This is a genomic window from Cupriavidus sp. H18C2 (assembly GCF_049393795.1).
GTDB lineage: Bacteria > Pseudomonadota > Gammaproteobacteria > Burkholderiales > Burkholderiaceae > Cupriavidus > Cupriavidus pauculus_C.
The window spans coordinates 197,724-217,494 of record NZ_CP186011.1 but is presented as its reverse complement, the minus strand read 5'-3'; the positions used below and the strand labels follow the sequence as shown (position 1 = coordinate 217,494).

16 protein-coding genes are annotated in these 19,771 nt (G+C 70.2%); 11 read left to right on the top strand and 5 right to left on the bottom strand.

The features are described from left to right. Positions 1–3: 3 nt before the first annotated feature. The 3 genes from EPAKOI_RS17620 to EPAKOI_RS17610 are packed head-to-tail and all read right to left on the bottom strand — an operon-like array spanning position 4 to position 2,711. Complete coding sequence (locus tag EPAKOI_RS17620) at positions 4–990, bottom strand: Bug family tripartite tricarboxylate transporter substrate binding protein (protein ID WP_423194134.1); 987 nt, start codon at positions 988–990, stop codon at positions 4–6. A gap of 35 nt (positions 991–1,025) precedes the next feature. After that, the gene (locus EPAKOI_RS17615; protein WP_423194133.1) at positions 1,026–1,838 is read right to left on the bottom strand and encodes an SDR family oxidoreductase; all 813 of its coding nucleotides are present in this window, start codon (positions 1,836–1,838) and stop codon (positions 1,026–1,028) included. Between the two features lie 30 nt (positions 1,839–1,868). Beyond that, positions 1,869–2,711, bottom strand: a complete 843-nt coding sequence (locus EPAKOI_RS17610) for an IclR family transcriptional regulator (RefSeq protein ID WP_124685464.1) — start codon at positions 2,709–2,711, stop codon at positions 1,869–1,871. A gap of 314 nt (positions 2,712–3,025) precedes the next feature. On the opposite strand from EPAKOI_RS17610, the gene EPAKOI_RS17605 reads away from it, so the two are divergent. From EPAKOI_RS17605 to EPAKOI_RS17585, 5 genes are all read left to right on the top strand, one after another. Beyond that, on the top strand, positions 3,026–3,889 hold the full coding sequence (locus EPAKOI_RS17605) for a branched-chain amino acid ABC transporter permease (RefSeq protein WP_124685465.1): 864 nt from the start codon (positions 3,026–3,028) through the stop codon (positions 3,887–3,889). Between the two features lie 12 nt (positions 3,890–3,901). Next, positions 3,902–4,924, top strand: a complete 1,023-nt coding sequence (locus EPAKOI_RS17600) for a branched-chain amino acid ABC transporter permease (RefSeq protein WP_423194132.1) — start codon at positions 3,902–3,904, stop codon at positions 4,922–4,924. Further along, positions 4,917–5,681, top strand: coding sequence for an ABC transporter ATP-binding protein (locus EPAKOI_RS17595; RefSeq protein ID WP_124685467.1), 765 nt, complete (start codon positions 4,917–4,919; stop codon positions 5,679–5,681). The genes EPAKOI_RS17600 and EPAKOI_RS17595 overlap by 8 nt, the downstream gene beginning before the upstream one ends. Next, the gene (locus tag EPAKOI_RS17590) at positions 5,668–6,375 is read left to right on the top strand and encodes an ABC transporter ATP-binding protein (protein WP_313839494.1); all 708 of its coding nucleotides are present in this window, start codon (positions 5,668–5,670) and stop codon (positions 6,373–6,375) included. Before EPAKOI_RS17595 ends, EPAKOI_RS17590 begins: the two co-directional genes overlap by 14 nt. A gap of 179 nt (positions 6,376–6,554) precedes the next feature. Then, positions 6,555–7,727: an ABC transporter substrate-binding protein gene (locus EPAKOI_RS17585; protein WP_124685469.1), complete on the top strand. Its 1,173-nt coding sequence runs from the start codon at positions 6,555–6,557 to the stop codon at positions 7,725–7,727. Between the two features lie 162 nt (positions 7,728–7,889). Here the strand turns inward: EPAKOI_RS17585 and EPAKOI_RS17580 are convergent, their stop codons facing one another. Next, positions 7,890–10,511 (bottom strand): DUF6600 domain-containing protein, encoded by a 2,622-nt coding sequence (locus tag EPAKOI_RS17580; RefSeq protein ID WP_423194131.1) that lies wholly within the window; start codon positions 10,509–10,511, stop codon positions 7,890–7,892. A gap of 231 nt (positions 10,512–10,742) precedes the next feature. Beyond that, entirely contained in the window at positions 10,743–12,068 is a 1,326-nt protein-coding gene (locus EPAKOI_RS17575) for a putative bifunctional diguanylate cyclase/phosphodiesterase (protein ID WP_124686685.1), read from the bottom strand. A 287-nt stretch (positions 12,069–12,355) separates the two neighbouring features. Here EPAKOI_RS17575 and EPAKOI_RS17570 point away from each other — a divergent pair, with 287 nt between their 5' ends. The 6 genes from EPAKOI_RS17570 to EPAKOI_RS17545 are packed head-to-tail and all read left to right on the top strand — an operon-like array spanning position 12,356 to position 19,769. Then, a complete protein-coding gene (locus EPAKOI_RS17570) occupies positions 12,356–13,975 on the top strand; it encodes a methyl-accepting chemotaxis protein (protein WP_313839491.1) in 1,620 nt (539 codons plus the stop codon). A 21-nt stretch (positions 13,976–13,996) separates the two neighbouring features. Continuing rightward, the gene (locus EPAKOI_RS17565) at positions 13,997–14,533 is read left to right on the top strand and encodes a chemotaxis protein CheW (RefSeq protein WP_423194130.1); all 537 of its coding nucleotides are present in this window, start codon (positions 13,997–13,999) and stop codon (positions 14,531–14,533) included. Next, positions 14,530–15,789 carry a CheR family methyltransferase gene (locus EPAKOI_RS17560; RefSeq protein WP_423194129.1) on the top strand — a complete coding sequence of 420 codons (1,260 nt, stop codon included), beginning with the start codon at positions 14,530–14,532 and terminating at the stop codon, positions 15,787–15,789. The genes EPAKOI_RS17565 and EPAKOI_RS17560 overlap by 4 nt, the downstream gene beginning before the upstream one ends. Then, entirely contained in the window at positions 15,782–16,477 is a 696-nt protein-coding gene (locus EPAKOI_RS17555) for a chemotaxis protein CheW (protein ID WP_313839485.1), read from the top strand. The genes EPAKOI_RS17560 and EPAKOI_RS17555 overlap by 8 nt, the downstream gene beginning before the upstream one ends. Continuing rightward, positions 16,474–18,744 (top strand): hybrid sensor histidine kinase/response regulator, encoded by a 2,271-nt coding sequence (locus EPAKOI_RS17550; protein ID WP_423194128.1) that lies wholly within the window; start codon positions 16,474–16,476, stop codon positions 18,742–18,744. The genes EPAKOI_RS17555 and EPAKOI_RS17550 overlap by 4 nt, the downstream gene beginning before the upstream one ends. Continuing rightward, the gene (locus EPAKOI_RS17545) at positions 18,741–19,769 is read left to right on the top strand and encodes a chemotaxis response regulator protein-glutamate methylesterase (RefSeq protein WP_313839481.1); all 1,029 of its coding nucleotides are present in this window, start codon (positions 18,741–18,743) and stop codon (positions 19,767–19,769) included. Before EPAKOI_RS17550 ends, EPAKOI_RS17545 begins: the two co-directional genes overlap by 4 nt. Positions 19,770–19,771 lie beyond the last annotated feature (2 nt).

Sequence of the window (19,771 nt, the reverse complement as noted above, 5' to 3'; positions counted from 1 at the left end):
CGGCTATTCCGCCTTGGCGCCCGAGTCCTTGACCACCTTGGCCCACTTGGCGATCTCGCTGCGCTGGTACTCGGCCAGCTTCTCGGGCGGGCCGAGCACCGGGTCCAGTCCCAGCGTCTTGAGCTTGGCCTGCACGTCCGGCAACGTGAAGATCCGGTTCAGCTCGGCGTTGAGCCGTGTCACCACGTCCTTGGGCGTGTGGGCCGGCGCGAAGACCGCGAACCACGACGTGGCGTCGTAGCCCGGCAAGCCCTGTTCGGCGATGGTGGGGATGTCGGGCGCCGATGCCGACCGCTGGGCGCTGGTCACGCCCAGCGCGCGCAGCTTGCCCTCCTTCACCACGGGCAGCGCCGAGGGCAGGTTGTCGAACATCATCGTGATATGGCCGCCGAGCAGGTCCGGAATGGCCATCGCCCGGCCCTTGTACGGCACGTGCACGATCTTCGTGCCGGCCATCGTGTTGAACAGCTCGCCCGCCACGTGCAGCGACGTGCCGACGCCCGGCGTGCCGAACGTCAACTGCCCCGGCTTGGACTTGGCCAGCGCGATCAGCTCCTGCACGTTCCTGGCCTGCACCGACGGATGCACGACCAGCACGTTGGGCGTGGACGCCAGCAGGATCACGGGCACGAAGTCCTTGACCATGTCGTAGGGCATCTTGCTGTAGAGCGCCCCGTTGATCGAGTGCGTGCCAACCGTGCCCAGCGCCAGCGTGTAGCCGTCGGGCGGGGCCTTGGCGACGATCTCGCCGCCGATGTTGCCTCCCGCGCCGGGCTTGTTGTCCACCACCACGGGCTGGCCCAGGGACACCTTCTCGGAGAAGATGCGCGACAGGATGTCCGGCGCGCCCCCGCTGGGAAAGCCCACCACGATCCGGATCGGCTTGGACGGGTAGGCATCGGCGGCCTGCACCACGGGCGCCGTCATCACTGCGGCCGTGGCGGCCAGTATCGCCAGCACCTGCCGGCGCCGGAACAGTCGAGCACGCATGTCTGTCTCCTGAATCGTTCTTGTCGGATTTGCTGCTACACGGCGATATTGCCGAATTCCTGGGTGACCTGCTCGTGCAGCCGGCGCATGCCGCGCAGCCAGCGGTCGTAGTCCTGGCCCTTGCGGCGATAGTATTCCAGCACCTCGGGGTGCGGCAGGATCAGGAAACTTTCGTTGACCACGCCTTCAAGCGTCTTCTCGGCCACGTGCTCCGGCGTGACCGAACCCGCCTGCAGGAAGCCCTTGCGCTCGCCATCGTCGCCGAACAGCATCTTCGTCTGCACGCCCTGCGGGCAGATGCAGCTCACCTTGATGCCACGCTCGCCGTAGGTGATCGACAGCCACTCGGCAAAGCCGATCGCGGCGTGCTTGGTCACCGCGTACGGCGCCGAGCCGATCTGCGACAGCAGGCCCGCCGCCGACACCGTGTTGACGAAGTACCCCTCGCCGCGCGCCAGCATCTGCGGCAGCACGGCCCGCGCCGCGTGGATGTGGGCCATGACGTTGATTTCCCAGATGCGCTGCCAGTCGTCGGCGGAGGCTTCCAGCCCCTTGCGCAGGATGATGCCGGCGTTCGAGCAGAACACGTCCACCTGGCCAAAGCGCTGCGTGGCCACGTCGACCAGCCCCTGCACGCCGGCCGCATCGGCCACATCCACGCGCTGCGAGAAGACCTGGCAGTCCGGCGCGGCTGCGGCGGCCTCGGCAGCCACCTGTGCAGCGCCCGCCGCGTCGATGTCGGCCACCGCCACGCCACGGGCGCCGGCCTGCGCAAACGCCAGCACCAGCGCGCGGCCGATGCCGGTGCCACCGCCGGTGACGATCACGGTCTTGTTGCGAATTTCCATCTCTCTCTCCTTGCAGGTTTTCGGAATCGGTCAGGCGGGCTGCCAGAGCCGCGCGGCCAGCGTATCGGCCAGCTCGCGGATGCGCGGGCCCAGGTTGCCTTCGAGCACTTCGGGCGACAGGCGCGTGGATGCGCCGCCAATGTTGAGCGCCAGCACCTCGGAGCCATCGGCCAGCCGCACGGGCGCGGCGGCGCCGCTGACCGAGCGGTCCCATTCGGCATGGGCCACGCAGAAGCCGCGCCGCGCGTGTTCGCGCATCGCCCGTTCCAGCTTGGTGCGCACGGCCGACCAGCGCGCGCCGTGGTGGCGCTCCAGCTCGGCCATGACCGCCACGCGGCGCGGCGCCGGCAGCCCGGCCAGCCACGCACGGCCCATCGCCGAGGTCGCCATCGGCAGCCGCGACCCCGGCGTCAGCCGCATCACCAGCGCGCCACGCGGCTGGCAGACTTCCAGGTAAAGCATGTCGTGCCGGTCCGGCGCCGCCAGCGCCACGGTGCAACCGGTGGCGAACGCCAGCGACTGCATCAGCGGCTGCGCGATATGGCGGATGCCGGCACCCGACAGATACCGCTGGCCCGGCAGCATCGCGCCCTGGCCGATGCGGTACTTCTCCTGCGCCGGCACGTAGACCAGATAGCCCAGGCTGGCCAGCGTGTAGGTCAGCCGCGACACGGTCGGTCGGGGAATACCCGTACGACGCGACAACTCGGCGTTGCCCAGAAAGTCGTCATCGGGCCCGAACGCACGCAGCAGTTCCACCCCCCGCGCCAGCGCCGTCACGAAATTGCGGTCCTCGGCATCGTTCGGACACGCGACATCCGCCGACACCAGTGCGGCATCGAGCGGCTGCGGAATCGAGGTGGTGCGTTTCATGAGCGATTGATATCAGTTTCCATGCCCGGCGAGCGCCGGTATGTAGGGAAAACATAGGGGCCATAGGCCCCGTAAATATGCGCCTGCTGGCCCGCCCCGCAGCAGCTTGCACGCTGAAATCAGGGAATACACGGACGGTTTTCGGCCCGTTGCGGGCGTGCTATTTCGCGTATCGGAATACTACGTCTGATCGCTTGACGCTCGCTGAAACGCTATGCAAAGTCGCCGAAAAAGAACGACCGTGCGAGAACGCGACACGGCGTCGGACACAGCGCGGGTGCCCCGGTGGCACACCATCGCAAGGAGACAAACGCATGGCACTGTTTTTCCAGCAGTTCCTCAATGGCTTGACACTGGGCGGCGTCTACAGCCTGGTGGCCTTGGGGTTGACCCTTGTCTACGGCATCCTGCACGTGCCCAACTTCGCGCACGGCGCGTTGTACATGGCCGGCGCCTACGTGTCGTACTACGCCATGACCACGCTGGGCCTGAACTACTGGCTGGCGATGCTGGCCGCGGCCGCCGTGGTGGCCGTGCTGTCGATGCTGGCCGACCGGCTGGTGTTCCATCCGCTGCGCAACGCGCCCGAGATCCACGACATGATCGCGGCCATCGGCATCCTGCTGTTCCTGGAAGCCGGCGCGCAGGCGCTGTGGGGCGCCGACTTCCACCGCATGCCCACGCCGTACGGCCAGATGGTGGACATCTTCGGGCTCACCGCGCCGCTGCAGCGCGTGCTGATCATCGTGGCAGCGTTTGGCCTGATGGTGCTGCTGCACCTGTTCCTCACGCGCACGGTCACCGGCTCCACGATCATGGCGATGGCCCAGAACCGCGAGGGCGCGGCGCTGGTGGGCATCGACGCCACGCGCGTCACGCTGCTGGTGTTCGCCATCTCCGGCGCGCTGGCCGCCATTGCCGCCACGCTCTACGCGCCGATCAACCTCGTGTACCCGAGCATGGGCAACCTGGTGATCACCAAGGCGTTCGTCATCATCATCCTGGGCGGCATGGGCAGCATTCCCGGCGCCATCGTCGGCGGGCTGATCATCGGCATGGCCGAAAGCTTCGGCGGGTTCTACATCTCCACCGACTACAAGGACATCATCGCCTTCCTGCTGCTCGTGATCATCCTGTCGGTGCGTCCGCAGGGCCTGTTCGCCGGCAAGGCCGCCTGAGGAGACACCGACATGAAAGCACTGCAAGGCAAGACAGGCTGGGCGCTGCTGCTGGCCGCCGCCATCGCGTTTCCGCTGGCCGTTCCCAACAGCTACTTCCTGACCGTGATGACGCTCGCGTTCATCACTGCCATCGCCACCCTGGGCCTGAACCTGCTGACCGGGTACACGGGTCAGCTGAACCTGGCGCACGGCGGCTTCATGGCCATCGGCGCCTACACGCTCGGCATCCTGACCGTCGACCACCAGGTGCCGTTCTGGCTGGCGTTCGCGCTGTCCGGCGTGGTCTGCATGGTGCTGGGCTACGGCGTGGGCGTGGTGTCGCTGCGCCTGAAGGGCCACTATTTCTCGATCTTCACGCTCTGCGTGGGCTACATCATCTACCTGGTGATCGAGAAGTGGGAGGGGCTCACGCACGGCGCCGTCGGCCTGATCGGCATCCCGGTGCCGGCGGCCATCGGCCCGCTCGCCTTCGACAGCGTGCAGGCCCAGTACTACCTGGTGCTGGCGTTCCTGACGATCGGCACGTTCGTGATGCACCGCATCGTCGGCTCGCTGCTGGGGCGCGGCTTCATGGCCGTGCGCAACAGCGACGCGCTGGCCGAGGCGCTGGGCATCAACCTGATGCGCACCAAGGTGCTGTCGTTCGTGCTGTCGGTGGCCTACGCTGGCTTTGCCGGGGCACTCTACGCGGGGCAGGTGCGGTTCCTGGGCCCGGACATCGCGCGCACCGACATCACGTTCGACATGGTCATGTCGATGCTGGTGGGCGGCACGGGCACGCTGCTGGGGCCGCTGCTGGGCGCCGTGCTGGTGCCGTGGGTCACCCAGACGCTGCAGTTCCTGCAGGACTACCGGATGCTGGTGTTCGGCCCGGTGCTGATCCTGCTGATCATCTTCGTGCCCGACGGGATCGTGGGGTCCTACCTGAAGCGCCATGCGCGCCGCGCCGCCGCGCAACGCCGGGGCGAACTGGCCGCCGCGCGCAACGCCCAGCCCATCGCCACGCGCCGCCCGGGAGCCGAGAATGCTTGAGATCCGCAACCTGACCAAGAAGTTTGGCGGCCTGACGGCCGTGCACGACGTGTCCGTGACGTTCGAGGCCGGCCACATCAATGCGATCATCGGTCCCAACGGCGCCGGCAAGACCACGTTCTTCAACCTGATCGCCGGCACGCACGCGCCCTCGTCCGGGCAGGTGCTGTTCAAGGGCCAGGACGTGGCGGGCCTGCGCGCCGACCAGATCGCGCGGCTGGGCGTGGCGCGCACGTTCCAGGCCACCGCGCTGTTCGACCGCGCCACGGTGCTGGACAACCTGATCGTCGGCCACCGCCTGCGCACGAAGTCCGGCCTGGCCGACGTGCTGCTGAACACGCGCCGCCTGCGCGAGGAAGAACGCCTGTGCCGCGACAAGGCCGAAGCCGCGCTGGATTTCGTCGGCCTGACCCATCTGGCGCACGAGGTGGCCGCCGATATCACGCAGGAAGCACGCAAGCGCGTGGCCTTTGCGCTGGCGCTGGCCACCGACCCCGACCTGCTGCTGCTCGACGAGCCGGCCGGCGGCGTGAACCCGGAGGAAACCGTGGGCCTGGCCGAGCTGATCCGCAAGATGGTGCGGCACGGCAAGACGGTCTGCCTGATCGAACACAAGATGGACATGATCATGCGGCTGGCCGACAAGATCATGGTGCTCAACTACGGCGAGAAGATCGCCGAGGGCACGCCCGCGCAGATCCAGCAGGACCCGCGCGTCATCGAAGCCTACCTGGGAGCCGACCATGTTGCAGCTTGAACGCGTCTCGCTGTCGTACGGCAGCTTCCGCGCCCTGGACAACATCACGCTCCACGCCGGCGCCGGCGAACTGGTGGTGCTGCTGGGCGCCAACGGGGCCGGCAAGAGCTCGATCTTCCTGGCGATGAGCGGCATCCATCGCACCAGCGGCGGTAGCATGCGCTTTGATGGCCGCGAGCTGGGCGGCATGAAGCCGTCGCAGATCGTGCAGGCCGGCCTCGTGCACTGCCCCGAAGGCCGCAAGCTGTTTCCGGCCATGAGCGTCGAGAAGAACCTGACGCTCGGCGCCTACGTGCACCGCCGCGACCGCGCCGGCATCCGCGCCACGCTGGAAGAGGTCTACGAGATGTTCCCGATCCTGCGCCAGAAGAAGGACGACCCGGCCGGGTCGCTGTCGGGCGGCCAGCAGCAGATGGTGGCGCTGGGCCGCGCGCTGATGGGCCGCCCGCGCGCGCTGCTGCTCGACGAGCCGTCGCTGGGCCTGGCGCCGCTGGTGGTCAAGCAGATGTTCGAGGTGATCCAGCGCATCAACCGCGCCGGCACCACGGTGCTGCTGGCCGAGCAGAACGCCTACGCGGCGCTGGGCATCGCCCACCGCGCCTACGTGATCGAAAGCGGCCGCATCGTCATGGAAGGCGACCGCGACGCGCTGCTGAAGGACGAGGGAATCCGGAAGGCTTATATCGGGGGGTAGTGGAAAGGTTTGCTCCCCTCTCCCGCTCGCGGGAGAGGGGTTGGGGGAGAGGGCGTTGCGGTCCAAATCGCGACCGTCGCATCTGGAACGTCCTGCCCTCTCCCCCGCCCCTCTCCCGCAGGCGGGAGAGGGGAGAAAACAATTGGCTATCGAAGCCAGAACAGACTAGGAGACAGCACATGCACCACCAAACACTGGGTCGTTTCTTCGCGCTTGCCGCGTGCGCCGCGGCGGCAGTCCTGGCTTCCTCGCCCGCGCTGGCGCAGGAAGTGGTCAAGATCGGCTATACCGGCCCGCTGTCGGGCGGTGCCGCGCTCTATGGCAAGAACGTGCTGTCGGGCATCCAGATGGCCGTCGACGAGATCAACGCGGGCGGCCTGCAGGTGGGCGGCAAGAAGGTGAAGCTCGAAGTCGTGGCGCTGGACGACAAGTACGCGCCGGCCGAGGCCGCGATCAATGCGCGCCGGCTGGTGCAGCAGCACAAGACGCCGGCCGTGTTCGTGCCGCACTCGGGTGGCATCTTCGCGCTGCAGGCGTTCAACGAGCAGGAGAAGTTCCTGGTCATGGCCTATTCCAGCGTGCCGCGCATTACCGACGCCGGCAACAAGCTGACGATCCGCATCCCGCCGGCCTACACCGGCTACATCGAGCCGTTCGTCAAGGCGCAGATGAAGCGCTACGGCAAGAACGTGGCGCTGGTGCCGGCCGACCACGACTACGCCAAGGCGTGGGTGCAGGCGTTCGTGCCGGCCTGGGAAGGCGCGGGCGGCAAGGTCGTCGGCAACAATCCGATGTCGTACACCAAGGCCACCGACTTCTACACCGGCGTGTCGCGCGCCATCGCCGACAAGCCCGACGTGATGTTCGTGGGCGGCCCGTCGGAGCCGACGGCGCTGGTGGTCAAGCAGGCCCGCGAGCTGGGCTTCAAGGGCGGCTTCATCATCATGGACCAGGCCAAGATGGACGAGATGGCCAAGGTCACCAACGGGCTGGGCATGCTGGAAGGCTCCATCGGCGTGATGCCGCTGGTCAACGACGCCCGCCCGGCCGCGCAGGCGTACAACGCCCGCTACAAGAAGCTGCATGACGGCCGCGACGCCACCACGGAGATGTCGCTGAACTACACGATGACGTGGGCCCTGGCCAACGCGATGAAGCTTGCCGGCACCACCACCGACGCGGCGGCCATCCGGGCAAAGATGCCCGATGCGGTCAAGGCGCTACCGAAGGAGGTGAATCCGAACGAGGTGGACGGCATCGACGCCAAGGGCGGCTCCGAGGCCGACACCGTGGTCGGCTGGGTGCAGAAGGGCAAGATCGAACCGGTGCGCCTGTCGGAACTGGCGAAGTAAGGCGCCGCAAAAGAGAGAGAGAGAGAGAGAGGCGGAGGGGGCAGTACCCGGCTGGCGGGCAGCATCGACAAGGCAGTCAAAACAGTCGACGTGGAGAGAAGCGAAGGGCGTCCGGCACCACCGGACGCCCTTTGTCTTTGCCGCCGCCGGTCAGGCCCGGCGCTAGCGCCGGTCGTCGTTGCGCGCCTGCTGGCCGCGCTGCTGCTGTTGCTGCTGGAACTGGCGCTGGCGGTCCTGCTGCTGGCGCTGCTGCTCCTGGAACTGGCGCTGCTGTTCCTGCGCCTGCCGCTGCATGTGCTGCTGTTGCTGCTGCGCCTGCTGTTGCTGCTGCTCGTGCACGCGCCGCTGCTGCTCCTGCGCCTGGCGCTGTTGCTCCATTATCTGCTGGCGCTGCATGGCCTGCTGGCGCTGCTGCTCAAACTGCTGGCGCTGCTGTTCCTGGAACTGGCGGGCCTGCTCCAGTTGCTGGCGCTGCGCCGCCTGCTGCCGCTGCTGGTCGATCTGCTGCCGCTGCTGCTCCTGGAACTGCCGCTGCTGGTCGCGCATCTGCGCCTGCCGCTGCATGTCAGCCTGCCGCTCCTGCGCCTGCCGCTGCTGGTCGGCGAACTGCCGCTGGCGCTCCTGCGCCTGACGCTGGACGTCCTGCTGCTGCCGATCCTGCTGCTGGCGTTGCTGGTCGAACTGCCGCTGGCGCTCCTGCGCCTGCCGCTGGACATCCTGCTGCTGCCGATCCTGCTGCTGGCGCTGCTGGTCGAACTGCCGCTGGCGCTCCTGTGCCTGACGCTGGATATCCTGCTGCTGACGCTCCTGCTGCTGGCGTTGCTGGTCGAACTGCTGCCGGTTCATCGCCTCGCGCCGCTGGTCGTCCAGTTGCCGTTGCTGGTCCTGCATCATCCGCTGCTGCTCGAACTGCTGGCGCCGCTGCTGGTCTTCGCCCTGCCACCGCTGGCCCTGCATCTGCCGCTGCTGGCTGTCGAGCTGGCGCTGCAACGCCTGTTGCTGCTGACGCTGGTTGTCGGCGCTCTGCCGCTGCTGGTCGTCGAGCTGCCGCTGCTGCACGAACTGCTGGCGCTGCGCGTCCGGCATGCCCGCGCGCGGCGGGCCGCCCGACCAGCCGCCCGGTCCGCGCCCGGCCTGCGCCGCCTGGCTCATGCGGACGTCGGGCTGCCATGGCAGCGCCTGCGCCGGCTGCGGGCCGCGTCGGCGGTCGTCGCGGCCGGCCTGCTGGCCGCGGCCTTCCTGGCCCGGCTGCGGCCCCCGCCACGCCGGACCGGCCCCGGCGGTGCCGCCCTCGCGCGCAAAGCGGCGCGCCAGGTCGTCGCTGCCCAGCCGCCCCGGCTGCCGTGCCGCAATGGCCTGCCGTTCAAAGCCCTGGCGCGCCATCGGCGGCAAGCCCTGCGGCCGCGCGCCGCCGCCCCAGAGGCTGGCCTTGACCGGCGCGATGATCGGCCCGCCACGCCCCTCGCCCACGGGCAGCGTGCGCCATTCGTCGCGATGGCTGCCGCGTGGCACGGGCCGGCCTTCCACGAAGTTGCGCGACGGCATGCCAGTGATGGCGCCGGGCACGTTGCGGTTGACCCAGCGGTCACGGTCGCCGCCGCGCATCCATGTGTTGTTGACGGTGATGTTGTTGATGCGCGTGATGTAGCGCGGGCTGGCCCGGTACACGGGCCGGTAGACGTCGCGCGGCCCCAGCGGGTACCACGCCACGCCCGGCCCGCCGCCAATGCGGATGCTGGTGCCACCGATGAAGCCGACCACGGCCGGCGCGTAGCATGGCCGCACCGCCACCGGCCCCGGCACCCAGCCCCAGCGGTTGCCGAAGTACGCCCAGCGCCCGTAGTGCGATGGCGCAAACCCCCACGGCGCGTCGTCGATCCACGTCCAGCCCCACGGCGCCACCCAGGCCCAGTGGCCCGCGCTGTACGGCGCCCAGCCGGCCGCCACCGTGCGCGGGAACCACACCGCGCCATAGCCGGGGTCCTGCTGCCAGTCGCCGTAGTCGTCCAGCGCGGTGTAGCCGGTCATGTCGGCCGGCACGTAGCGGGCGGACGGCGACGCGTCCTCGCGCGCGTCGCGGGCGGCGGTCCACTGGTCAAAGCTGTCGGGGCCCGGATAGTTGCCCGGCCCGGCGTCGGCCAGGTCGGTGCCGGCAAAGCGCATGCGCTGGCCGCGCGTCAGCTCGATGGCGCGGGTGTCGCCATACAGCACGGCGCTGCCATGGCGCATCGTCACGAGCGTGGTGGTGCCATCGGGCGAGACGTCGATCCGGTAGTCGCCGGGCTCGCGCGGCACGAACGCCAGGTTGGGCGTGTCGACCTCCACCTGCTGGTCGGGCGGCAGCGCGCGCACGCGGAGCTGCAGCGTGCCCTGCGTCAGCTTGACCTGCGTGGCGCGTTCGTCCAGGTTCAGGATCGTGGCGGCCGTGCCGCCGCCCAGGCGCACCGCCGTGGTGCCGGCGTGCAGTTCGGCGCGGCCGCCGGGGTCCACCCAGAGCCGGTCGCCGGTGGTCATCGGCCGGTTCAGCCCCACCGGCGCCCATTCGTCAGAGCCGGCCGGTGCAAAGCTGAGCCCGCCAGCCATGTCGGTCACGGTGGCGATGCGCGACGGCGGGTCGGCGGCCAGCGCGGACGGATCGCCCAGCACATTGGCGTCGTCGGGCGCCCGTTCGACATAGCCGGGCGGCACGGCGGCGTTGTAGTCCTGTGCGCCAGCCTGCCCTTGGGCAAGCAGCGCGGCCAGCCCGACGGCGGGCACGATGACGAGGCGATAACGGGGTTGCATGATCCAGTACCTGAGTCCGGCGGGTGTGCCGGCGAGCATGGCGGCACGCACCCGCTGCCACCGTATCCCGGATAACGGCAGGCGGACCGGTCTGTGCACCGGTCTTTGTAAGGACTTATTTCCCGGCATGCCCGGCGGGGCTTGCGGGACAAAGCCGGATACAAGTCTTGCAGTTGGGGGGCCGCCCCGCCGCCGGGCGGGACGATGCTGCGGTGCGGCAGGCGCCGCCGCTCAGCGCGGCTGGTTGCGCAGGAAGTCGGTCAGCCGGTCGGCCGGCATCGGGCGGCCGTAGAGGTAGCCCTGCGCCTCCACACAGCCGTGGGCCAGCAGGAAATCGCGCTGCTCGGGCGTTTCCACGCCCTCGGCCACCACGCCGATCTGCAGGCTCTGGCCGACGTTGATGACCGAGCGGACGATGGCGGCGTCCACATTGTCCTGCGTGACGTTGCGGATGAAAGACTGGTCGATCTTGAGCCGGTCCACCGGAAACGTCTTCAGGAAGCTCAGCGACGCGTAGCCGGTGCCAAAGTCGTCGCAGGTCAGCGTCACGCCGTCGCGGCGCAGCGCCTGAAGCTGGTCGGACACCTCGTCGCCCTGCTGCAGGGCGATGGTCTCGGTAATCTCGATTTCCAGCCGGTCGGGCGGCAGCTCCAGCGCGCGCAGCACGTGGCGCACCTCGGTCAGCAGCCGGCTTTCGGCCAACTGGGCGGCAAACAGGTTGATGGCCACGCGCGGCGCGTCCTCGAACGTCAGCGACCATGCCCGCGCCTGGGCGCAGGCCGTGTGCAGCAGCCACATGCCCACGTCGGCGGCCACGCTGCTGGCGGCCAGCGCGTCGATGAACGCGGCCGGCGTGAGCAGGCCCAGCGTGGGATGGCGCCAGCGCATCAGCGCCTCGGCGCCCTTGACGCGGCCGTCCCGCAGGTCCACCTGCGGCTGGTACAGCAGTTCGAACTGGCGTTGGGCGTAGGCTTCGCGCAGGGCCTGCACCAAAGACAGGCGCGTGGTCACGTCGGCCCGCATCTGCGGCTTGAAGAAGCGGATGGTGCGGCCGCCGTCGTGCTTGGCCCGGGCCAGCGCCAGGCTGGCGGCGGCCAGCACGTCGGCCGTGCTGTCGCCGCCGGCGGGCATCACGCACGCGCCCAGGCTGGCCAGCACGTGGTGGCGGTTGCCGTTGAGTTCGAAGGGGGCGGACAGCATCGACAGGATGGCCGCACTGACATGGCGCACGAGCGTGGGGTCCGAGATCGACGTCAGCAGCACGCCGAATTCGTCGCCGCCCACGCGGCCCACCACGGCGTCGCGCGGCGACGCATCGCGCAGGCGGCGGGCCACCTGCTGCAGCACGGCGTCGCCTTCGGCATGGCCGTGCATGTCGTTAAAAGCGCGGAAATCGTCGATACCCACCAGCAACAGGGCGAAACGGGGCGTCGTCTCGCTTTGCAGACGCGCTTCCACCCGCTTCAAGAACGCCTGGCGGACGACCACGCCGGTCAGCGGATCCAGGTCCGCCGGCGGCAAGGCGCCAGTCGCCTGCGCCTCCGACTTGGCCACCATCCCTGCCCTATCAGTTGTGATGAACATGTTTCCCGCTCAAGCTATTTGGCAAGTGTGACGAAAACCTTGAAAAAAGCAAGCGCTTCAAATTCCCGCCGCTCCCGCGCAACGGCGCGGCCTGGCGGGTAGCGGGCCGCCGTTGAAATGGCCCGGGCGTTACAGTACCCTACGCCGCAAACGCCTACCACCCGTTCGTGGGATTCCCCAGGGTCCGGTGGGCGTGCCCCGGCCGGCGGCCCGGGCCGGCCCCGCCGCCCCCGTCCCGGCCCAACCAGACTCCATCGACCGTGAACCACTGGACCATCCGCACGCGCATCCTGGCAAGCTTCACCTTCATCCTGCTGGTCATGACGATGATGAGCCTGGCGGCCTATAACCGGCTGACGGCCATCGAGCGCGAAACCACGATCATGCGCACCGACGCGCTGCCCGGCCTGAACTACAGCGCCGGCATGCGCGGCGTCTGGGGCGAGCTCTACGTGCTGGCCTGGCAGACGGTGACCGCGGCCGACCCGGCGCAGCGCGCCCGGCTGCACGCCCAGACCGAGGACGCCACGCGCCGGCTGGACCGGCTGCAGAAGCTGTACGCGGATTCGATCCAGCGTGACGTCGATCGCACCCGGTTCCAGGCGTTCCTGGAACTGCGCAGCCGATACGAGCAGGCCGCCCAGCCCTACCTCGACCCCGTTCGCGGCAAGGACACCGTCGCCGCCGAGGCCGCCCTGCGCGGCGGCGCGCACGAGATCTGGATAGAAGGCCGCAAGGCGCTGCAGGGTCTGGTGGACGACAACGGCAAGGTCAATGACAGCGCCGCCGCCGGCATCGTCGATGCCGTGGACACGGCCAAGGTCAGCATCGAGGTAGCGCTGGCCATCGCCGTGCTGGCCGCGCTGGTCTGCGGCTTCCTGCTGCTGCGCGCCATCAACAGCCCCATGCGTTCGATCGTGGCGCTGCTGGACACCATGCGCGGCGGCGACCTGCGCGAGCGCATGACGCTGAACCGGCGCGACGAATTCCGGGCCGTCGAGGAAGGCTTCAACCAGCTGGCCGGCGAACTGACGTCGCTGGTCGGCCAGGCGCAGCGGTCGGCCATCCAGGTCACGACGTCGGTCAACGAGATTGCCGCCACGGCCCGCCAGCAGCAGGCCACCGCCACCGAGACGGCCGCCACGACCACGCAGATCGGCGCCACGTCGCGCGAGATCTCGGCCACGGCGCGCGACCTCGTCCGCACCATGAACGAGGTATCGCACGCGGCCGAGCAGACCGCCGGGCTGGCCGGCACGGGCCAAGTGGGCCTGTCGCGCATGGAAGGCACGATGCACCATGTGATGGAGGCCGCCGGGTCCGTCAACGCGCGGCTGGCCACGTTGAACGAGAAGGCCGGCAACATCAACCAGGTGGTCACGACCATCGCCCGCGTGGCGGACCAGACCAACCTGCTGTCGCTGAACGCCGCGATCGAGGCCGAGAAGGCTGGCGAGTACGGCCGGGGGTTCTCCGTGGTGGCCACCGAGATCCGCCGGCTGGCGGACCAGACCGCCGTGGCCACCTACGACATCGAGCAGATCGTGCGCGAGATCCAGTCGGCGGTGTCCGCCGGCGTGATGGGCATGGACAAGTTCTCGGAGGAAGTGCGGCGCGGGATGTCGGAGGTGACCCAGGTGGGCGACCAGCTTTCGCAGATCATCGGCCAGGTGCAGTCGCTGGCGCCGCGCGTGCAGATGGTCAACGAGGGCATGCAGGCCCAGGCCGGCGGCGCCGAGCAGATCAACCAGGCGCTGATGCAGCTCTCCGAGGCCGCGCAGCAGACCGTGGAATCGCTGCGCCAGTCTAGCCAGGCCATCGACGAGCTGACGCTGGTCTCCAACGAACTGCGCAGCGGCGTCTCGCGCTTCAAGGTCTGAGCGGGCCGGCCGCCCTTCGCCATGGCGCTCTTCCTGCTGTTCCGCATCGGGCCCGACTACTACGCGATCGATAGCGGCGAGGTGGCCGAGGTGCTGCCGCTGACCGCCACCAAGCAGATTCCCGGCGCCCCGGCCTGGGTCTGCGGCCTGATGGTGCGCGCCGGGCAGCCGGTGCCCGTGATCGACGTGACCGCGCTGGCCACGGGCACTCCGGCCGGTGCGCGCACCAGTACCCGGACCGTGCTGGTTAACTACCGTCGACCCGCGCCGATGTCTAGAACCGCCGAAACTGCCAATTTCATCGATCAAGCCGATCCCGCCGCCGCTGCCGAAACCGCGCCGGCCGCGCGGCTGCTGGGGCTGCGGCTCGAATATGCGACCGACACGCTGCGGTGCGACCCGGCATCGTTCGTCGACAGCGGCATCGACCCCGGCCAGGCGCGCTACCTGGGCCCGGTGCGCCACGACGCGCGCGGGCTGGTGCAGTGGGTCCGGGTGGCCGACCTGCTGCCCGAAGCCGTGCATACGATGCTGTTCCCCGACGCCCTGCCCGCATGACGGACCTGCCCCATCCCCCCACGCAGATCGAAACGCTGCTCAAGGAGCGGATCGGCCTGGACGCGACCGCCATCGGCCCAGCCGTCATTGCCCGCGCCGTGGAAACGCGCCGGCTGGCCGTGGGTGCCGCCGATCCGGCCGACTACTGGAACGTGCTGCACGCCACGCCCGACGAGCTCCAGGCGCTGATCGAGGCCGTGGTGGTGCCCGAGACGTGGTTCTTCCGCCACCGTGAAGCGCTGCTGGCGCTGGGCACGTTCGCGGCGCAGCGCGTGTTCGGCGACGGCGAGCGCCTGCTGCGCGTGCTGAGCCTGCCGTGCTCCACCGGCGAGGAACCGTATTCCATCGCGATGGCGCTGTTCGACGCCGGGCTGCCGGCCGACCGTTTCCGCGTGGATGCCGTGGACGTCAGCGCCCGCGCGCTGGCACGCGCCCGCGCCGGCCTGTATGGCAGCAACGCATTCCGCGGCGTGCCGCTCGATTTCCGCGACCGCTATTTCGCGCCGGCCCCGGGCGGCTACCAGCTCTCCGAAAAGGTGCGCGGCCAGGTGCGGCTGTTGCACGGCAATCTTGTCGCGCCGGGCCTGCTGGCCAGCGAACCGCCCTACCACTTCGTGTTCTGCCGCAACCTGCTGATCTATTTCGATGTCGCCACGCAGCAGCGGACCGTGCAGACGCTGCGCCGGCTGGCACAGCCGGGCGGGCTGATCTTCGTCGGCCCGGCCGAGGCCAGCCTGCTGACCCGCGAGGGGCTGGCCAGCGCCGGCGTGCCGCTGGCCTTCGCGTTCTATCCCGAGCCGGTCGCCAGGCCAGTCGTGCCGGTCGTGCAATCCGTCCGGCCGCCCGTCGCGCCGCCGGTATTGCAGAGCATGGCACGCGCCACGCCGCCCGCCGTGCGTCCCGTGCGGATGCCGCCGCCTCCCGCCGTGGCGACTGCCAAGCCGGACGACCCGCTGGCATCGATCTCGGCGCTGGCCGACCGGGGCGAGCTGCAGGCCGCCACCGACGCCTGCGGCGCGTTCCTGGCGACCCATGCGTCGTCGGCCGACGGCTGGTGCCTGCTGGGCGTGCTGAACGATGCGGCCGGCCATATCGCCGATGCGCACGCCGCCTATCGCAAGGCCGTCTACCTGGACCCCGGCCATGAAGAGGCCCTTTACCACCTGGCTGCCTTGCTCGACAGCGAGGGCGATGCCACCGGCGCCCATCGCCTGCGCGAGCGCGCGCAGCGTCATGCCCGACTGAGCCATGGCTGATTCCATCGTCCACGCCGCGCCCGCCACCCTGCCCGGCCTGGCCGCTGGCACCGTGTACGACTGCTGGCGCCGCATCGGCACCGGCGGCGACCGGTCCTGCCCGGAACTCGTCACGTACCTGCGCTGCCGCAATTGCCCGGTCTACGCGCAGGCGGCCGTGACCGTGCTCGACGCACTGGCCGCTGGCAGCCTCGGCGGGGCCATGACGGACACGCTGCCCGCCGAGCACGCGGAGAGCCGCGAAGCCGGCCAGTCGGTGCTGGTCTTCCGCGTGGGAGAGGAATGGCTGGCACTGCCGACCATCGCGCTCGGCGAGATCACCGCGCCCGCGCCCGTGCACACGCTGCCGCACCGCCGCCACGCGGCGCTGCTGGGCGTGGCCGCCGTGCGCGGCACCCTGCTGACCTGCGTCTCGCTGGCGCAGTTGTTCGGCGATGCCCCCGAGGGCGATGACGCCCGCCCGGCGCGCTTCCTGATCCTCGGCCAGGGGCGCAGCGCCATCGCGCTGCCCGTGGCGGAGGTAGCCGGCGTCGAGCACGTGCCCCGCCGCGCGCTGCTGCCGTTGCCGGCCACGCTGACGCGGGCGTCGGCGCGCTACACGCAGGCGCTGTTCGAACATGCGGGTCACAGCGTGGGCCTGCTCGATGCGGACCTGCTGCGCCAGGCCCTGTCGCGGAGCCTGGCATGAACCCCGAACAGTTGCGCGATGCCTCGATGCTGGACCTGTTCGCGCTCGAAGCCGATGCGCAGGCCGAGGTGCTGCACGCCGGGCTGCTGGCGCTGGAACGCGACCCCACGGCCGCCACGCACCTCGAAGCCTGCATGCGCGCCGCGCATTCGCTCAAGGGCGCGGCGCGCATCGTCGGGCTCGATGGCGGCGTGCGCGTGGCCCATGTGATGGAAGACTGCCTGGTTGCCGCGCAGCGTGGCGGCATCGTGCTGACGCCAGCCCATATCGACGCGCTGCTGCAGGGCACCGACCTGCTCCAGCGCATCGGCCATCCGCCGGACGGCAACCTGCACTGGCCCGAGCTGGACGGCCGCGCCGAGATCGATGCGTGGATCGTGCAGATGAACCGGCTGCTCGATGGCGAGGACGTGGCACCGCCGGCGCCCCCGGCCGCGCCCGCCGTACCGTCGGAGCCGGCCGCGCCGGCGCCACAGCCCGTTGCCTCGGGCGAGCTGCCGGCGGCTGCCGAATCGCACGAGCGCATGCTGCGCGTGAACGCCGACCGGCTGGACCGCCTGCTGGCGATGGCCGGCGAGGCGATGGTCGAATCGCACTGGCTGCGCCCGTTCGGCAGCGCCATGCAGCAGGCGCGGCGCCAGCAGATGCGCGCGCTGCAGGCGCTGGACGGCGTGCAGGCCCTGCTCGACACGCCCGACGTGGCCGTGCCGCGCCTGCGCGCCGCGCTGGCCGAACTGCGGCAACTGATGGAGGACGGCCAGGGCCAGCTATCCCAGCGCGTGGAGGAGTTCGACCAGTACGACCATCGTGCCACGCGGCTGTCGCGGCGGCTCTACGACACGGCGCTGTCGTGCCGCATGCGCCCGCTGTCAGACGGCATGACCGGTTTCTCGCGCATGGTGCGCGACCTGGGCCGCTCCCTGGGCAAGCAGGTGCAGCTGGTGCTGTCCGGCGAGCAGACGCAGGTGGACCGCGACATCCTCGAACAGCTCGACGCCCCGCTGGCCCACCTGCTGCGCAACGCGGTGGACCACGGCATCGAGGCCCCCGACGTGCGCCGCGCGGCCGGCAAGCCCGAGACCGGGCGCATCACGCTGGCCGCGCGCCACAACGCGGGCCGGCTCGTGATCGAGATTGCCGACGATGGCGCGGGCGTGGACCTCGACGCGCTGCGCGCGGCCATCGTGCGGCGCGGCCTGTCGCAGCCGGACACGGCCGCGCGGCTGTCGCAGGCCGAACTGCTGGAATTCCTGCTGCTGCCGGGCTTCAGCCTGCGCGAGACGGTGTCCGAGGTCTCGGGCCGTGGCGTGGGGCTCGATGCGGTGCAGGACATGGTGCGCGCCGTGCGTGGCAGCCTGAAGCTGTCGCAGCAGCCCGGCAGCGGCCTGCACTTTCATCTGGAACTGCCGCTGACGCTGTCGGTGGTGCGCGCGCTGCTGGTGGAGGTATCTGGCGAGGCGTATGCGTTTCCGCTGGGGCTGGTGCAGCGTGCCGTGCAGGTGCGGCGCGACGAGATCGAGCAGACCGAGCGGCACCAGCACTTCCGCCACGAAGGCCGCCCGGTGGGGCTGGTCAGCGCGGCGCAGATCCTGCAGCGTCCGGAGCCGCCGATCGAGGGCGATAGCGTGCCCGTGGTGGTGGTTGGCGAGCAGGACCGCGTCTACGGCATCGCCGTGGACCGGCTCGTGGGCGAGCGCATGCTGGTGGTGCAGCCGCTGGCGCAGGCGCTGGGCAAGATCAAGGACATCGCGGCGGGCAGCCTGACCGACGACGGCACGCCCGTGCTGATCTTCGACGTCGAGGACATGCAGCGGTCCGTGGAAAAGCTGGTCTCCGAGGGCCGGATCGAGCGCGTGCGGCAGGCCGGCACCGACGCCACGGCCGCGCGCCGCCGCCGCGTGCTGGTGGTGGATGATTCCTTGACCGTGCGCGAGCTGGAGCGCAAGCTGCTGGCCGGGCGCGGCTACGACGTCAGCGTGGCCGTGGACGGCATGGACGGCTGGAACGTGCTGCGCGCCGAACCGTTCGACCTCGTCATCACCGACGTCGACATGCCGCGCCTGGACGGCATCGAGCTGGTCACGCGCATCCGCGGCGACGCGCGGCTGGCGCAGCTTCCGGTGATGATCGTGTCGTACAAGGACCGCGAGCAGGACCGCGAACGCGGCATGCAGGCCGGCGCGGACTACTACCTGGCCAAGGGCAGTTTCCACGATACCGCACTGCTGGACGCCGTGCGGGACCTGATCGGCGAGGCACGCACATGAAGATCGGCATCGTCAACGACTCCCCGCTGGCCGTAGCGGCGCTACGGCGCGCGCTGGCGCTGGACAGCACGCTGGAAATCGTCTGGGTGGCCGGCGACGGCGAACGCGGCGTGCAGATGGCCGCCGCGCAGACGCCGGACCTGATCCTGATGGACCTGCTGATGCCGGTGGTGGACGGCGTGGAAGCCACGCGCCGCATCATGGCGGCCACGCCGTGCGCCATCGTGGTGGTGACGATGGACCTGGGCCGCAACGCGAACAAGGTGTTCGACGCGATGGGCCACGGTGCCATCGACGCGGTGGACACGCCCACGCTGACGCAGTCCGACGCGACGCTCGCAGCCGGCCCGCTGCTGCGCAAGATCCGCAATATCGGCCGGCTGCTGGCGGGCCGCACGCAGGCACCGCCCGCGCTGGCGGCCGCGTCGTGCGCGCCGGCCGCACCGCGGCTGGTGGCCATCGGCGCGTCGGCGGGCGGGCCGGCCGCGCTGGCGACGCTGCTGGGCGCGCTGCCCGGCACGTTCGGCGCCGCCATCGTCGCCGTGCAGCACGTGGACGAGGCGTTTGCGCAGGGCATGGCCGAATGGCTCGACGCGCAATGCGCGCTGCCGGTACGCATCGCGCGCGCCGGCGAGCCGCCGCAGGCCGGCACCGTGCTGCTCGCCGGCACCAACGATCATCTGCGGCTGGTGGCCGGCGGCCGCATGGCCTACACGCCCGAGCCGGGCGACTACCTGTACCGGCCGTCCATCGACGTGTTCTTCGAAAGCGTGGTGGAACACTGGCGCGGCGACGCGGTGGGCGTGCTGCTGACCGGCATGGGCCGCGACGGCGCGCAGGGGCTGAAGGCGATGCGCGACCGCGGTTTCCTGACCATCGCGCAGGACCAGGCCACCAGCGCCGTCTACGGCATGCCCAAGGCGGCCGCCACGCTGGGCGCGGCCCAGGAAATCCTGCCGCTGCCGCGGATCGCCCCCCGTCTGGTGCGGGCCTGCGGCGGCGAGACAACAAGACAAAAGGGGTAAGC

What these genes read in the sequence shown, in the direction of transcription:
- EPAKOI_RS17555 (WP_313839485.1), top strand. Translation starts at nt 15,782, where the DNA reads ATGGCTGATTCCATCGTCCACGCCGCGCCCGCCACCCTGCCCGGCCTG.
- EPAKOI_RS17590 (WP_313839494.1), top strand. Translation starts at nt 5,668, where the DNA reads ATGTTGCAGCTTGAACGCGTCTCGCTGTCGTACGGCAGCTTCCGCGCC.
- EPAKOI_RS17620 (WP_423194134.1), bottom strand. Translation starts at nt 990, where the DNA reads ATGCGTGCTCGACTGTTCCGGCGCCGGCAGGTGCTGGCGATACTGGCC.
- EPAKOI_RS17595 (WP_124685467.1), top strand. Translation starts at nt 4,917, where the DNA reads ATGCTTGAGATCCGCAACCTGACCAAGAAGTTTGGCGGCCTGACGGCC.
- EPAKOI_RS17565 (WP_423194130.1), top strand. Translation starts at nt 13,997, where the DNA reads ATGGCGCTCTTCCTGCTGTTCCGCATCGGGCCCGACTACTACGCGATC.
- EPAKOI_RS17545 (WP_313839481.1), top strand. Translation starts at nt 18,741, where the DNA reads ATGAAGATCGGCATCGTCAACGACTCCCCGCTGGCCGTAGCGGCGCTA.
- EPAKOI_RS17550 (WP_423194128.1), top strand. Translation starts at nt 16,474, where the DNA reads ATGAACCCCGAACAGTTGCGCGATGCCTCGATGCTGGACCTGTTCGCG.
- EPAKOI_RS17610 (WP_124685464.1), bottom strand. Translation starts at nt 2,711, where the DNA reads ATGAAACGCACCACCTCGATTCCGCAGCCGCTCGATGCCGCACTGGTG.
- EPAKOI_RS17575 (WP_124686685.1), bottom strand. Translation starts at nt 12,068, where the DNA reads ATGGTGGCCAAGTCGGAGGCGCAGGCGACTGGCGCCTTGCCGCCGGCG.
- EPAKOI_RS17605 (WP_124685465.1), top strand. Translation starts at nt 3,026, where the DNA reads ATGGCACTGTTTTTCCAGCAGTTCCTCAATGGCTTGACACTGGGCGGC.
- EPAKOI_RS17585 (WP_124685469.1), top strand. Translation starts at nt 6,555, where the DNA reads ATGCACCACCAAACACTGGGTCGTTTCTTCGCGCTTGCCGCGTGCGCC.
- EPAKOI_RS17560 (WP_423194129.1), top strand. Translation starts at nt 14,530, where the DNA reads ATGACGGACCTGCCCCATCCCCCCACGCAGATCGAAACGCTGCTCAAG.
- EPAKOI_RS17580 (WP_423194131.1), bottom strand. Translation starts at nt 10,511, where the DNA reads ATGCAACCCCGTTATCGCCTCGTCATCGTGCCCGCCGTCGGGCTGGCC.
- EPAKOI_RS17600 (WP_423194132.1), top strand. Translation starts at nt 3,902, where the DNA reads ATGAAAGCACTGCAAGGCAAGACAGGCTGGGCGCTGCTGCTGGCCGCC.
- EPAKOI_RS17615 (WP_423194133.1), bottom strand. Translation starts at nt 1,838, where the DNA reads ATGGAAATTCGCAACAAGACCGTGATCGTCACCGGCGGTGGCACCGGC.